Annotated in this window: 12 protein-coding genes, 1 tRNA gene and 2 pseudogenes; 5 read left to right on the top strand and 10 right to left on the bottom strand. The window is 46.5% G+C overall.

Features of this window, described 5'->3' with window-relative positions; genetic code table 11:
* Positions 1–527 precede the first annotated feature (527 nt).
* Complete coding sequence (locus C1H71_RS03325) at positions 528–1,277, bottom strand: c-type cytochrome (RefSeq protein WP_130105304.1); 750 nt, start codon at positions 1,275–1,277, stop codon at positions 528–530.
* Between the two features lie 146 nt (positions 1,278–1,423).
* Here C1H71_RS03325 and C1H71_RS03320 point away from each other — a divergent pair.
* Positions 1,424–1,500 (top strand) — tRNA-Arg (locus C1H71_RS03320).
* 337 nt (positions 1,501–1,837) lie between these two features.
* On the opposite strand, the gene C1H71_RS03315 is transcribed toward C1H71_RS03320, so the two are convergent.
* Positions 1,838–2,110: a metal/formaldehyde-sensitive transcriptional repressor gene (locus C1H71_RS03315; protein WP_130105303.1), complete on the bottom strand. Its 273-nt coding sequence runs from the start codon at positions 2,108–2,110 to the stop codon at positions 1,838–1,840.
* A gap of 96 nt (positions 2,111–2,206) precedes the next feature.
* Between C1H71_RS03315 and C1H71_RS03310 the strand changes: the two genes are divergently transcribed.
* Positions 2,207–3,280: a nickel/cobalt efflux protein RcnA gene (locus tag C1H71_RS03310; RefSeq protein ID WP_130105302.1), complete on the top strand. Its 1,074-nt coding sequence runs from the start codon at positions 2,207–2,209 to the stop codon at positions 3,278–3,280.
* 112 nt (positions 3,281–3,392) lie between these two features.
* On the opposite strand, the gene C1H71_RS03305 is transcribed toward C1H71_RS03310, so the two are convergent.
* Complete coding sequence (locus C1H71_RS03305) at positions 3,393–4,103, bottom strand: hypothetical protein (RefSeq protein ID WP_130105301.1); 711 nt, start codon at positions 4,101–4,103, stop codon at positions 3,393–3,395.
* Between the two features lie 133 nt (positions 4,104–4,236).
* Positions 4,237–6,288, bottom strand: a complete 2,052-nt coding sequence (gene mutL / locus C1H71_RS03300; RefSeq protein WP_308418298.1) for a DNA mismatch repair endonuclease MutL — start codon at positions 6,286–6,288, stop codon at positions 4,237–4,239.
* A 309-nt stretch (positions 6,289–6,597) separates the two neighbouring features.
* Between mutL and C1H71_RS03295 the strand changes: the two genes are divergently transcribed.
* Positions 6,598–7,191 (top strand): YSC84-related protein, encoded by a 594-nt coding sequence (locus tag C1H71_RS03295; RefSeq protein WP_130105300.1) that lies wholly within the window; start codon positions 6,598–6,600, stop codon positions 7,189–7,191.
* A 38-nt stretch (positions 7,192–7,229) separates the two neighbouring features.
* Here the strand turns inward: C1H71_RS03295 and C1H71_RS03290 are convergent.
* The 5 genes and pseudogenes from C1H71_RS03290 to C1H71_RS21245 all read right to left on the bottom strand — a co-directional run.
* Positions 7,230–7,965 (bottom strand): annotated as a pseudogene (locus C1H71_RS03290) (transposase).
* Positions 7,966–8,060: 95 nt separating this feature from the next.
* On the bottom strand, positions 8,061–8,960 hold the full coding sequence (locus tag C1H71_RS03285) for a 5'-nucleotidase, lipoprotein e(P4) family (RefSeq protein ID WP_223145974.1): 900 nt from the start codon (positions 8,958–8,960) through the stop codon (positions 8,061–8,063).
* Positions 8,961–9,584: 624 nt separating this feature from the next.
* Complete coding sequence (locus C1H71_RS03280; protein WP_130105299.1) at positions 9,585–9,929, bottom strand: hypothetical protein; 345 nt, start codon at positions 9,927–9,929, stop codon at positions 9,585–9,587.
* A gap of 108 nt (positions 9,930–10,037) precedes the next feature.
* Positions 10,038–10,916, bottom strand: coding sequence for a hypothetical protein (locus tag C1H71_RS03275; RefSeq protein ID WP_130105298.1), 879 nt, complete (start codon positions 10,914–10,916; stop codon positions 10,038–10,040).
* A 167-nt stretch (positions 10,917–11,083) separates the two neighbouring features.
* A pseudogene (locus C1H71_RS21245) lies at positions 11,084–11,335 on the bottom strand (transposase); the annotation flags it as partial.
* Between the two features lie 281 nt (positions 11,336–11,616).
* Between C1H71_RS21245 and C1H71_RS03265 the strand changes: the two are divergent.
* Both C1H71_RS03265 and C1H71_RS03260 read left to right on the top strand, forming a co-directional pair.
* A complete protein-coding gene (locus C1H71_RS03265) occupies positions 11,617–11,829 on the top strand; it encodes a tautomerase family protein (protein ID WP_130105296.1) in 213 nt (70 codons plus the stop codon).
* Positions 11,826–12,473, top strand: a complete 648-nt coding sequence (locus tag C1H71_RS03260) for a glutathione binding-like protein (RefSeq protein WP_130105295.1) — start codon at positions 11,826–11,828, stop codon at positions 12,471–12,473. Before C1H71_RS03265 ends, C1H71_RS03260 begins: the two co-directional genes overlap by 4 nt.
* Positions 12,474–12,584: 111 nt before the next feature.
* On the opposite strand, the gene C1H71_RS03255 is transcribed toward C1H71_RS03260, so the two are convergent.
* A complete protein-coding gene (locus C1H71_RS03255; protein WP_130105294.1) occupies positions 12,585–13,607 on the bottom strand; it encodes a hypothetical protein in 1,023 nt (340 codons plus the stop codon).
* Between the last annotated feature and the right edge of the window lie 89 nt (positions 13,608–13,696).

Raw genomic sequence — 13,696 nt, 5'->3', positions numbered from 1 at the left:
CACTTTTGGGGCTGCACGGCGTTAAAAATCGCTCATGGTACTCGTACCATGTCGCAATTTTCTCCTTGTTCAGCCTCAAAAATGGGCCAAACGCAGCCGTGAATGAAACGTCAACAGACCCTAGCAGCCTGTCGGACTTAAGCGATCGTAGCGAGGGAAAGACCGGTTTGAGACAGATTTCGCGGGTTTTTGAGGCGAATAGCTGGCTATTCAACGAGGAAATGCGTGAAATATGGCCAAATCCGGCTTTTCCGCAGTAGATCAGTCTTAAGTCCGACAGGCTGCTAGCCAATAACTCAACATAATAAGTGCCTTGCACACCACGGGCTAATAGACACACTCCATATCGGAAACCCGGGAAAAATACGGAGTAGGCCATTGTTACTTAAGTCAATTACTGATTTAAGCCAATAGCATCAGCTAAGGGAGGGCATTTTCTTTGAATCGCTACTTAGTATCAAGATAGTGGCTTGATAAACGCAAAAAAGCGGGCAAAGTTGCCCGCTTTTTGTGATAACACCGCTAAATTATTTACTGGCGTTAATAATATAGTGGGCTGCTGCAGCAAATTCTGCATCGGAGCCGCTATAACCGCCTTTAGGTGGCATTGCGTTGATGCCTTTAATCGCGATTGCAATGGCGTTATCCACGCCATCTTTCAAGCGTGGCGCCCAATCGGCCTTGTCGCCAAATTTAGGTGCACCCGCTAAGCCCGCTGTGTGGCAAGCCATACATACAGAATCATAAATTTCTTTACCCTTAGTGGCTGGATCTACGGCAGCACCTGCCGCTGCCCCTTCTACTTTAGGCTCTTCAAATTTAGCTCCCGCTGAATTACCCATAAAGGCAACCGCACGTTTGACTTCATCATCGGTCAGATCAGCCGCGCCACCTTTAGCTGGCATCGCGTTAAAGCCTTGAATGGCGTGAGTCCATAGGGTTTCAAAACCTTTGGAAATACGAGCACCCCAATCCGCAGCATCGGCAAATTTAGGCGCGCCTGCTAAGCCCGTGCCATGACAGGAAATACAGAGCGATTCGTAAACGGCTTTACCGCTTTTTGAGCCAGGAGGGCCACCATCCACAATCTTGATACTGCCTACGGGTTGTAAGCGTGCTGATACTGCTTCTGTGGTCATTGTCGAGCGCGTGATATCAATGCCACTGCCTGACGTAAATAGCTTGATAAGCAGATAAACAAATAGCGGCACCCCAATCACTGCCGCCAGAATCATGCCAGCAATGCCCTTTGACGCTTTCACGTTGCTACCGCTCATTGTCATCCCTTTTTATGTAAGTTCATGAGTTGGAAATAAAACCATATATTATTGACGGGGATTATACCGACATTTTGTAGCAAGCAACAAAGCCTACACGTAGACTGATGCGCATAAACACGTTATTATTCGCTCCTTCCTCAAGTGCGCTCATAGCTCAGTTGGATAGAGTGTCAGTTTCCGAAGCTGAAGGTCGTAGGTTCGATTCCTACTGGGCGCACCAATCAAATCAAGGGTTTGTACTGCTTTAGGCAAGAAAAAAAGCCGTCATGACACCCCTTATCGTATATAAATTTCCATGTATTAACCCTAAACTCATCATTGACTGTGCTGTTGCAGATTGCTGCGATATAGCGAATTTTTCAAAAAGCCGTCTGATTATTTGTGTGCTGAATTGCTCAGTTATTGATTACTTTTATAGGTTAGCCAAGATGTCATTAATTAATTCGCGAGGCTTATTGGTTTTTATGGCAAATTTTTGTTCGTAAGCGAGCTTATAAAACGGAGTAGGGGATGACGCTAGCGTTGTCAGCACCCAGTCTTGTTTAGTAATCAAGGGACTACTTCAGATAAGATTTAATAATCTGTAGTAGCACTTCTGAGTCTTTTTGCCTTAGAGCCAAGTCTGGCTCTTGCACAATATGCTCCATTAAATGGCCTTCAATCACCGCAGTCATTAATCCATTTACAGCGCCACGAATAGCGGCAATCTGCTGAAGAATGGCAATGCAATCTGGGTCTTCATTCAGTTGTTTTTCTAGCGCATTAGCCTGGCCCTGAATACGTCTAACGCGTGTAAGTAGCTTAGCTTTATCCTGATGTGTGTGTGACATATGGACTTATCTCTGTGTACAAAAACAGAACGCAGATTAGCATGCTTATACTAGGGGGAGTATGATGAAAAGGTCAAATTGAATACTGAGCCTCCCATGACTGACTTTTCTACCCTTTTACAGCAGGGAAATGCCTGGCTGTTTATTCCCAGTGCCATCTTGCTGGGGGCCTTACATGGGCTAGAGCCTGGGCATTCAAAAACGATGATGGCCGCTTTTATTGTTGCGGTGCGTGGTACGGTTGCTCAGGCCGTGTTGCTTGGGTTATCGGCTACGCTTTCACATACGGCCGTCGTTTGGGCGATTGCTATGGCGGGATTGTATTTTGGGCAAAGCTGGAATGCAGAGGCCACTGAGCCTTATTTTCAGCTTGCTTCTGCCGTACTGATTATTGCGGTTGCAATCTGGATGATGTGGCGAACTTGGCGGCAGCAGTTTATTACTCACGATCACGGCCATGATGAATCCAAGCACATTGATACAGGACACGGCTTGCTGCGCTTAGAGGTTTTTGAAGAAGGAGTGCTGCCCCGTTTTCGTGTACTTAACGAAAGTGCACAAGGCACGGTTTGGGGGGCAGATCAGGTGCAAATTGAAACAGAAAGAAGTGATGGCCAACGCCAGCGTTTCACATTTATCCAGTGCGATGGCTTTGTAGAGTCTGAACAAGAAATCCCTGAACCTCATGAGTTTATCGCCCATTTACGCTTAGGCCACGAATCCCATAGTCATGAATATGAGGTGGAATTTACTGAGCATGATCATCAAGGGCTGGACGTTTCAGCGGCTGGTTTTCAAGACCCGCATGAGCTTGCACATGCCAATGATATTTGCCGCCGCTTTGCAAATCGGCAAGTCACAACCGGCCAAATTATTATGTTTGGCCTCACCGGCGGGTTGATTCCTTGCCCTGCCTCTATTACCGTGTTGCTGCTGTGTTTGCAGTTAAAGAAAATTGCCCTTGGCGCAACACTGGTGCTGTGTTTCAGTATTGGATTAGCACTCACAATGGTGGCTTCAGGATTACTGGCCGCGCTGAGCCTCAAACACGTTGCCACCCGCTGGAATGGCTTTGGTGAGTTTGCCCGAAAAGCACCGTATTTTTCAGGTGGCCTCATTTGCTTAGTCGGGCTTTATCTTGCTTATCAGGGCGCGCATGCCCTGATGTAATTTAGATCGTGAGGGGGCCTTGCTGAGGTCTTTATCCTTTTACCTCAGAAGTTATTTCAGTGAAACCTCTGGCTTAAATATCGCATCAAAAGCCCTGTTAATAGTGCTGCAGCTAAGGCGGGGCAAAGGCGAGCAGGCCTATTTGGGTGGCTAATGGGGGCCAGATTAAAAAGAACACGCTAAAGCCGGTGAGGCCGATTAAAAACCCTCGTAATTGGAGTAGCAAAGGGTTGCGGCCTGCGTTAGCAAGGGTAAATGCTGGAATAACGGTGGCCGCTACGGGAAAACCCGCGAGTAGGCCCGTCATGGTACTGCCCAGCATTAAAGACAAGCTAGATAAGCCAAGCACCAGCAATAGTGCAGCCAGCATACGGGCGTAAAGCTCAATTTTAGGCAGCGGCGAGCTGTTGATCGCCTGCGGGCGCGGGATAAAATAAATGGCAAGCCACAGACCTGCCAGCACGCTGACGCTGACAAAGCCAGAGGAAGCCAGCCCGCTGCCCGCCAGCGCAAAAGCCACCGCTAAATAGGCCACCCATCCGGTGATAATCGTACCCTGCCAAGCAAAATAGCGGCTGGCATGAGCTAACACCAGCATATACACCACATTCGCCCACAGCCCTGCCGATGCGGACCCTGCTACTTTAATTGCATAGTCGGGGCCATGTTCTAGCCACAGCGTTAGGATAATCGGGAGGGCAACCAGCGGCAGGCCGCCCAGCAAGCCAGCAATCTGCGGCCCCCAACGCCGCCCAGCCAGACTGGCAGCTGCGATGAGCAGTGGGGCAGCAAAGAGTTTAACGATTAAGGCATTTGCGGGCATGGGTGCTCGTTAGGAAGAAGCTGTGGGGTGGGGATGTTTACACCCATGGGTTAAATAGGCATGACAAAGTTTGCTGCAGGGGCACATGGCATGCCGTGTTCTTGGCGAAGGTAGGCGTGGGCACTGGGCCTGCCTAAGATCCACGCATAAACATTTTATCCAACTCACTCAGTGTCATTCTGAACCAAGTTGGGCGGCCGTGATTGCATTGGCCGCTGCGCTCGGTGTTTTCCATCTGGCGTAAGAGGGCGTTCATTTCGGGAATGGTTAGGCTGCGGTTGGCACGCACCGAGCCGTGGCAAGCCATGGTAGCGAGTAGCTCATTTTGCCGACCAGCCAGCACTTCGCTAGCGCCTACAGTGCGAATATCTTTGAGCACGGCTTGCGCCAGCTCGATAGGGTTGGCGTCTTTCAGTAGCATGGGCAGGGAGCGGATAGCTAGCTGGGTAGGGGACTGCACCGAAATCTCAAAACCAATCGCCTCCAGCGTGGCCGCGTTGTCTTCTACCGTGGCCACATCGTGTTTATCCGCAGGAAAAACATGAGGAATCAGCAGTGGTTGCGTGGGCATTTGCTGCAGATCGAGGGCGTTTTTAAGCTGCTCATACACCACTCGCTCATGGGCGGCGTGCATATCCACCACGATCAGCCCCTCGGCGTTTTGTGCCAAAATATAAACACCGTGCAGTTGCCCGAGTGCAAAGCCCAGCGGGGGTACGGTATCTGAGCTGCTGGCGTTTTGAATGACTGCCGGATTGAATGTGGGTTGAGCCAGTGCGCCGAGCGGTATGGCGGGTGCTCGGGTGGATGGCATGGCGGGCATGTCCAAACTGGCGAGCAGATTTTCTGCACCAACAGCGTTAGATTCATTGTTTTGGTCACGCTTTAAATCACCAAACATCGTGTCATAAAACGCCATCGGAGCCTGCACACGCGGCTGCAGCGGAATATTCCCCTGCTGCTTATAAGCCATTTCTGCGTAATTTTTAGGTGTTAAGGTTGGGGCTGGGGCCATCACACTAGAGTCTGGCGCGGCAATTTCGCCGGTTTCTGGATCGATGCCAGCTGGGGTTGTGCCCGCACGGGTGCCTGCTAGCGCTTTTTTTAGGCTAGTGAGCATAAAGCGGTAAATCGCTTGCGATTCACGAAAGCGCACTTCAATTTTGGTCGGGTGAACGTTGACATCCACCCCTTCAGGATCTAGCTCTAAGAATAAGCAATAAGCGGCGTGTTTATCGTGGTGCAGCACATCGCGGTAAGCTTCCCGCAGGGCGTGTTGCACCACTTTATCCCGTACAAAGCGGCCATTTACAAAGAAATACTGCGCATCGCGGCTGGATTTACCCAGCGTGGGTGAGCCGGTAATGCCCCAGAGCCGTAAGCCTCCAAACCCTTCATCTACCTGCACACCCGAGGCCACAAATTCATCGCCTAAAATCGCTGCCGCGCGTTTGGCTAAATCGCCTGCTAAAAGGCGCAGCTGGGCACGGCCATTGTGGGTTAGCGTAAATTGCACGTCAGGATTGGCTAGCGCTAAGCGCTGTACCATATCGTTGCAATGCGCGTATTCGGTGGATTCAGATTTTAAAAACTTACGTCTTGCCGGTACTTGATAATACAGTTCGTGAATTTCAATTGCGCTGCCTTGGCTGAGCGATGTTGGCTCTGGCTCGCTCACATGGCCATTATCGGCATCTACTCGCCATGCGTAATCTGAGCCCTGCTCACGGCTACTGAGTGTAAGCCTTGAAACCGAGGCAATACTCGCCAGCCCTTCGCCCCTAAAACCCAGCGTGGCCACTTTTTGCAAGTCTTCTAGATCACGGATTTTACTGGTGGCATGGCGGTGCAGCGCTAGTGGTAGCTCGTCCTTGGCAATGCCGCAGCCATCATCAATCACCTTAATGAGCTTGGTGCCACCCGCCAGTAACTCGATATTTAGGCTTTGGCTGCCTGCATCTAGGCTATTTTCAAGCAGCTCTTTTAGCGCAGAAGCGGGGCGCTCTACCACTTCGCCAGCGGCAATCTGGTTGATTAAATGGTCGGGTAATTGCTGGATACGTGGCATAGGGGCGAGAGTGTGTTGATCGGGTGAAGCGATTATACCTGTGTATCTGCTGTAAGCCTTGGGCACGATTGCCGCACTACTGGCCAGAAAGTTAGATCGTTGATTGGGTGTTGTCATTTAGATTAATCAATGTTAATTGCACTGATTTGCTTAAGCTTGGGTTTTTAATGGGCTTATCAGCATAAATTATTAATGGTAATTTGAAGCAATTTATCATTTTATGGTGGATAGTTATTCAAAATAAGCGCAGTCTTTCCGTTTGGAAATAAACATTATTCATAGTTTTATTTTTGAACTAGAAGATGTTTTGGATACATTACGTAATATTAGGAGAGTTAATAATTAAAAACTTAATAAATTTGAAAAATAATAAGAACTTATATTTGTAAGGGCTTATCTGAAACTTATCCAATTAGGAGTTTAATTATGCGATTACGTTCAACTATTCTGGTGCTAGCCACCATACTATCTTTGCCAGTATTGGCAGATTCTGCTGTAAAACAAAATAATACTGCTTCTGCAGCGGATCAAAAAACACCTGCAGAGCGCCGTACAGAGATTGACCGTACTGCAAGCGAGACGCTTGCACAGGTATATAAAAAATATCCGAAGGCTAAGTCTCAAATTGCTAAAGCACCGGCATATGCGGTGTTTCGCACCGGTGGTTTTCAGGCCATGTTTGTTGGGGCCGGTGGTGGGGATGGGGTAGCGGTTGCATCGGGCAAGCGTACTTATATGAATATGCTGCAGGGTAAATTGGGCCTAGGTTTAGGCGCTAAGGAAACCCGTGAGGTTTGGGTATTTACTAGCATCGATGCCTATAATAAATTTGTTTCATCGGGTTGGAGTGCAAGCGGTGAAGCAGGGGCTGCTGCGAAGCTAGGCAAAACAGGTGGGCAAGTAGCCGGTGCTAAGCATTTGGCAGAAAACGTCTATGTTTATCAATTCACTAAAAATGGTTTAAGCGCAGAAGTAACCGTGAATGGCGCTAAATACATGAAAAGTGATGAACTCAATTAATATTTAGAATTATAAAAATAGCCTGCAGAATATTGCGGCTATTTTTTTGCCCATAAATTGTTACCTGATGATGTCTCTTGCTCAGCCAAGCGCCGGTACGGGCAAGGCTCAGCAATGAGTAAGGCATGTAGCATGCGTGGGATAAGGGCACACAAATCAAAACGCCGATTAAATCGGTACTGCATCTCTGCCAAATAGCGACCCGCATATTTACTGTATTTGAATGCATGGTAAGTGCCAGATTGCGCCGTTTTTAAATTCCCCAGCATCACATTAAGCCATTTGAATGCATCAATTTCCGTTCCGGCCTTGCCACCGTTACGCCCGCCGCCAAGATATGCGTCCATCAATCCGAAGGTCTCCACTCAAGGGGCGGCCACGCTGGCGCATGGCCTCCATCAACTTATGTTTCAGCAACCATGCGGCTTTCCAAGTGATTCCAAGTTGTCGGCGTAGCGATAAAGCAGCGATATCGGTTTTCAATTGCGTCACCAGATAAACAGCCAGAAACCACTTGGTCAGGGGGAGTTGCGACTGGTGCATCATGGTTCCTGCCGTCAAACTGGCTTGATGCGAACAATGACAACAATCCCATATACGCGTTTTGCCGCGTATAAATGTGCCGGCATTTTGTCCATGACATTTTGGGCAGCGAAACCCTTGTGGCCAGCGCACTTTTTGCAATGCGTCTTCGCACTGCTGCTCTGAGCCGTACAACTGGATGAACTCAGGCAAAGACAGGCCTTTTTGCATCTGGATGCCATTAATGGGCATGATTCACCTCCGCAAAGTAGAACGTTCGTTCACTTTACGCCGCGCGAATGGCTAAATCAAGGGGTACTGAGCAAGAGACATAATCAGGAGGCTTTTTAGTAGGGTTTGCTTGCCGCCTTTTTCATTAACTCACGATTGGCATTAGTTGGAAGAGGTTCGGATTCACCATAAATTGCGGCTAACCAATGGCCATCCGTTGGATTGGGGAATAAAATATAATTCACACCATATTGATCACGATCCGCTTCCATTGCTTTTATACGGGCATCAATATTATTTTTTATGTAATATTTACGCCTAAAGTCATTAAGATTATCGCCTAAAAAAACAACGACATTAAAGCTTTTCATTATCTCATCCTGCCGCTTTTCTTTATTGGAGGTGTCTTGCAGTACCGTTAAGTGCGACGTGTCCGCATACGGAAAGCCTAAATGTTTAAGGTGGCCGAGGGCGTATTCATACGTTTTTTCCCCTTGATCGCGACTCGTAACATAAAAAACTTCAACTTTATTATCCGCACAAAATTTTAAAAACTCGGTAGAGCCGGGTGATGCGGTTATTTTATTCTCAGGAATCAATTTATCCCATTCGGCATCATCAAAATAGTCCTTATTTTGATTAATTAGAAGGCTCCAGTAATCTAGGAGGTTTACGATCGTATCGTCCATGTCTGTCACAATGGCCAGTGGTTTATCACCCGCTTTATGCTTATCCAGCGCATTCTGAACATGGATACGTGCAATATTAAAGCCCTGATAATAAAGCGCGCGATATTCAGCGGCCGTTTTTTTCCAAGCAACCGCATATAAAAGCGCATTATTAACACCGCTAGCGGAAGGCCCTGTCGTATTAGTTGCTGCATTAGTTGCTGCATTAGTTGGCTTAATAGGCGTCTGTGCCATGCTGCTTGTATGTATGCCAAGTAGAAATAGGCTTATAGTTAAATGATGAAGTACGGGTCGTTTTAATGCCAATTTTCTAGATATTGATTTCATATTTTACCCCTAGTGGTTTAAATCCCAAGTAAACGCGATCACTGTAACATGCTCAACATCATGAGATAATCTAATTTAAATCCCCTATTTTCATATAAAAAAACGTCCATTTTTCTAAACAAAAATAAGCACCATAAGTTAAAGTGATATTTAATTCGCTCGGCTACAATACGGTAATAAATCGATTCTCTTGCAAAATTATAACAAAAAAACTTCGGTATGTGATGCTCAATCACAGCGCATTATTTTTGATCTTCAAACGGTTCTCGTGTATATCAAATACATATTTAATATCATCATGTCACTTAGCCAAAAAATGGTACTAAATGTACATGCCAACACTGCACGGCAGTCATGCCATTTATCTTCCTGATTATCTCTCTTGCTCAGCCAAGCGCCCACGCGGGCAAGGCTTGGCTATGAGTAAGGCATGTAGCATGCGTGGGATAAGGGCACACAAATCAAAACGCCGATTAAATTGATACTGCATCTCTGCCAAATAACGACCTGCATATTTACTGTATTTGAATGCATGATACGTGTGCTGATTGCGCCGTTTTTAAATTCCCCAGCATCACATTAAGCCATTTGAATGCATCAATTTCCGTTCCGGCCTTGCCACCGTTACGCTCGCCGCCAAGATATGCGTCCATCAATCCGAACGTCTCCACTCAAGGGGCGGCCTGACTCACGCTGGCGCATGGCCTCCACCAACTTATGTTTCAGCAACCATGCGGCTTTCCAAGTGATTCCAAGCTGTCGGCGTAGCGATAAAGCAACGATATTAGTTTTCAATTGCGTCAGCAGATAAACAGCCAGAAACCACTTGGTCAGGGGGAGTTGCGACTGGTGCATCATGGTTCTTGCCGTCAAACTGGCTTGGCGAACAATGACAACAATTCCATAGCTCTGTGCCGTACAGCTGGATGAACCCGGCAAAGACTGCATCTGGATGCCATTGATGGGCATGATCCACCTCCGCAAGGTAGAGCGTTTGTTCACCTTGCTCCGCGCGAATGACTAAATCAAGGGTTCCTGAGCAAGAGACATTATCAGGAACACCTTTGTGGCTATGAATTAGAATCCTACTTTTGAAAGTACTTTTATATTCATCTTTCTCGTGGGACTATCTTTCCCAAGAAGATTATCTAATTTCTTGATGCATGAATTGTAATCTTTCTTAATTTCGTTTGGAATGTATCTAAATCCACCTTTAATATAGTCGCTTACAATGTTCTTTTTCACTTCATTATCAATGCATTCTAATTCATCGTGCTTAAATACAAGTCCGAAATCTACGGGCTCTACACCGCCTTCCACAGTTTTTAAAAAGTTTGATGGACTTGCATCACCCATCAAAAAACCTGCTTGAAACAGAGAGTTAACACCAGTTAGTGTATCTTGAGTATCGGGAGTTTTGCCGCTCATAAATGGCATTTTTATGCATTTACCTACTATGGTCGCTACATTTTGAGAGCTCCCTTTTTTTAAATTATATTCATTACACATATTTGCTTCATGAGAAATTTCATTTGGTGTTAAATTTTTTGTTTTCTTGAGTATGGAGTCACCATCTTTATATACAGATCCTCTTGATCCTTGACCTAGAAGTTGCTTTATTTTCTTAGGCTCACTATTTTTTTCTAACAATTGTTTCGCATTAGTTTCCCATGAGACAATTTGAGATTTAATAAAAGAATTATCTTTAATGGATTGTATGTTTTTAATGTCTTTAATTAATTTGGATATCTTCTTGGTGTTTGCATTATTAATACAAGGTTTATCTCTGAAAATTAATTCCGCTTCCCCGTTTTTAAATTCATACTGAGTATTTGTTATTTTCACCAACTTATCCAACGTTTTACTGGATAATGATTTGTTGTTTGATTTTTTAACGATGGCGCTCTGCAAGTTATCAGAGGAAATATTTATTTTTGCTTTAAATAAACTAATCATATTAAATTAACCTAATTGTATATTTAGTAAATAAGAAAAATGTTATTATCCCTCATGGTAATATTTTTTGTCGTAGCTCTCTTTCAAAAAACGTTCCTGATGATGTCTCTTGCTCAGCCAAGCGCCCACGCGGGCAAGGCTTGGCTATGAGTAAGGCATGTAGCATACAAATCAAAATGCCGATTAAATCGATACTGCATTTCTGCCAAATAGCGGCCTGCATATTTACTGTATTTGAATGCATGATAGGTCCCTGATTGCGCCGTTTTTAGATTCCCCAGCATCACATTAAGCCATTTAAATGCGTCAATTTCCGGTTCGGTCTTACCTTTGGGGGCTTGGATAACTCGGTGCTTAAATCCCAATTGTCGCACCACTTCAAAACAAGAGACATAATCAGGTTGTTGTATGTTGGCCATATTTCACGCATTTTCTCGTTGAATAGCCAGTTATTCGCCTCAAAAACCCACGAAATATGTCTCAAACCGGTCTTTCCCTCGCTACGATCGCTTAAGTCCGACAGGCTGCTAGGCGTTATCTCTCTTACCGTTGATATTTTCAGGCAAACGATAAGAAATGAGCAAGAGGGATGCAAATAAGTATATTGGTTATGGGTTGTAATCGATTTTGCGATGGCTGTTGTAATTTAAGCCGCGGGCACAGATATGATTACTACGTTCACCTTAATCAAGGAAGTTTCATGCCTGTCGTTAATATTCAAATTACCCGTGATGGCGCTACTGCAGCGCAAAAATCTGCCGTGATTGCCGGTGTGACTGATGTATTGGTTAAGGTTTTAAATAAAGACCCCGCCACGACCTTTGTAATTATCCAAGAAGTGGATACCGATGATTGGGGCCATGCGGGTAAAAGCGTGACTCAGCTGCGGGCTGATGCAGAGGGTAAGCGATGATAGATCTCTACTATTGGATGACCCCAAACGGGCATAAAGTACGCATTTTTTTGGAAGAAACCGGCTTAGATTACCGAGTTCACCCCATTAATATCGGTAAAGGCGAGCAATTTGCGCCAGATTTTTTAAGTATTGCGCCCAATAACCGTATTCCCGCTATTGTGGACCATTCCCCTAGCGATCATGGCGAGGGGATTTCTCTATTTGAATCCGGCGCTATTTTGCTTTATTTGGCAGAAAAAACCGGCCAGTTTATCCCCAGTAATTTCAGAGATAAGCAGCTCATGTTGCAATGGCTATTTTGGCAAATGGGCGGCTTAGGCCCGATGGCTGGGCAAAATCATCATTTCTCTTTATACGCCCCAGAAAAAATCCCTTATGCCATTAATCGCTACGTCACTGAAACCACAAGGCTGTATTCGGTATTGAATAAGCAGCTGGCAGATAAAGAGTTTATTGCCGGTGAATACTCTATCGCCGATATGGCTTGCTATCCGTGGATCGCCCCCTATGCGCAGCAAGGCCAAAATCTTGATGATTTTCCTCACCTAAAGCGCTGGTTTAACGCTGTGGCAGCAAGGCCTGCAGTGCAGCGTGCGTATGCTTTGGCAGCAGAATTAAGTGCTACTTTAGCCGCTGGATGATTGCGTAGCCTTGCTTTGATTAAGTTTTGCGTGCAGGCCCGCTGCTGGGCCTGCCGCTTTGTACTAGATAAAGAAAGTAAGGATGTGTCTGCCACACTTCTGGTTGCCAAATCAAGCCTGCGGCCTTGTGACTAAATCAATTTGCCTGACGGTTCCCGCGCCGCTGTGTTCCCCTAGCCACACGCTGCTGGCGCGGATTTGGCCGAGAACATTGCCTTCTTCTTTCAGGGTAAATTCGGTGGTGGTACTTTGGGTGGCCATTGCGCCTACGCCAGCCTCGGCGAGGGTTTGTATTCGGCCATTGCTCTGCTCGCCACTTTGCCAAAGTTTTAAGTCTTTATAAGCGGTATCGCCCTCATCAATCCAGCCGTTGTGATCATCATCAAGCTTAGCTAATTCACTAAAGCCATTGCCGCTTTCTGGGCCGAATAGCTCGCTGCCATTATCGGCGCTGCCGTTGTGATTACGGTCTAAAAACAGCAGGCCAGAGCCAGCGTCGGGCAGGCGCATGTTTTCTTTTTTACCATCGCTATCTAGATCAAAAGCCACGGTTTGTGGGCTGAGTTTGTTTGTGGCCGCACCTGTATCAATCACTAGCGGGTCTTTGATGTTCAGCCACTGTGCCCCTGCAACGCGGGTGGTTTCACTACTCTGGGCATTCTGATATCCAACGTCAAATTGCCGTGTGCTGCCATCGCTAAGGCAAACTTTGCCGCTGGCGTTAAAGTTGCAACTCTCGGTGGTTTTAGTGTGCTCTATCGCCAGAATCTGCAGCTGATAGCCTTTGCTCGTGGCTGGGGCCGCTGCATCAGTTGGCTGGCTGCTTAACTTGTCATTGGTGCAGGGAGAAGGAGGGCTTTGCGCAGGCGTGCGGCCATCACCAAACAGCATTTCCCATAAAGATTGAAAGCGCTGCTCCTTGCTCTTATCTACGTCTTTGCCTGCTTGCTCCTGCTGTTTGGCCTTATCCAGACCACTTGAGAGCGCCGAGAGCTGCTCATTAAAAAAATCAGCAAACAAACCCGCCCCCGGCTCATCTAGGCTCAGCTTCTGCCCCACTTGCAAAGACTGCAGCGTTTCGCTACTGCTGGCGTGCTGGCTGGCCAGCTGTAAATCACTCTGGGTGATACGCATGATATTTCCTTAGTGAAGAGGAAATAAGCACGCAGCATAAATTGTGCCGGAGGGGATGAGTGGTTTTGTAAGTTTTAATCTTGGTTTTG

It is taken from the genome of Iodobacter fluviatilis, assembly GCF_004194535.1.
GTDB classification, from domain to species: Bacteria; Pseudomonadota; Gammaproteobacteria; order Burkholderiales; family Chitinibacteraceae; genus Iodobacter; species Iodobacter fluviatilis_A.
The sequence above is the reverse complement of the archived record's forward strand: the minus strand, read 5'-3'. Positions and strand labels throughout refer to the sequence as shown.

Bases quoted from the DNA above. Each gene is read 5' to 3' on its own strand.
- C1H71_RS03325 (WP_130105304.1), bottom strand. From the start codon at position 1,277: ATGAGCGGTAGCAACGTGAAAGCGTCAAAGGGCATTGCTGGCATGATT.
- C1H71_RS03315 (WP_130105303.1), bottom strand. From the start codon at position 2,110: ATGTCACACACACATCAGGATAAAGCTAAGCTACTTACACGCGTTAGA.
- C1H71_RS03310 (WP_130105302.1), top strand. From the start codon at position 2,207: ATGACTGACTTTTCTACCCTTTTACAGCAGGGAAATGCCTGGCTGTTT.
- C1H71_RS03305 (WP_130105301.1), bottom strand. From the start codon at position 4,103: ATGCCCGCAAATGCCTTAATCGTTAAACTCTTTGCTGCCCCACTGCTC.
- mutL (WP_308418298.1), bottom strand. From the start codon at position 6,288: ATGACAACACCCAATCAACGATCTAACTTTCTGGCCAGTAGTGCGGCA.
- C1H71_RS03295 (WP_130105300.1), top strand. From the start codon at position 6,598: ATGCGATTACGTTCAACTATTCTGGTGCTAGCCACCATACTATCTTTG.
- C1H71_RS03285 (WP_223145974.1), bottom strand. From the start codon at position 8,960: ATGAAATCAATATCTAGAAAATTGGCATTAAAACGACCCGTACTTCAT.
- C1H71_RS03280 (WP_130105299.1), bottom strand. From the start codon at position 9,929: ATGCCCATCAATGGCATCCAGATGCAGTCTTTGCCGGGTTCATCCAGC.
- C1H71_RS03275 (WP_130105298.1), bottom strand. From the start codon at position 10,916: ATGATTAGTTTATTTAAAGCAAAAATAAATATTTCCTCTGATAACTTG.
- C1H71_RS03265 (WP_130105296.1), top strand. From the start codon at position 11,617: ATGCCTGTCGTTAATATTCAAATTACCCGTGATGGCGCTACTGCAGCG.
- C1H71_RS03260 (WP_130105295.1), top strand. From the start codon at position 11,826: ATGATAGATCTCTACTATTGGATGACCCCAAACGGGCATAAAGTACGC.
- C1H71_RS03255 (WP_130105294.1), bottom strand. From the start codon at position 13,607: ATGCGTATCACCCAGAGTGATTTACAGCTGGCCAGCCAGCACGCCAGC.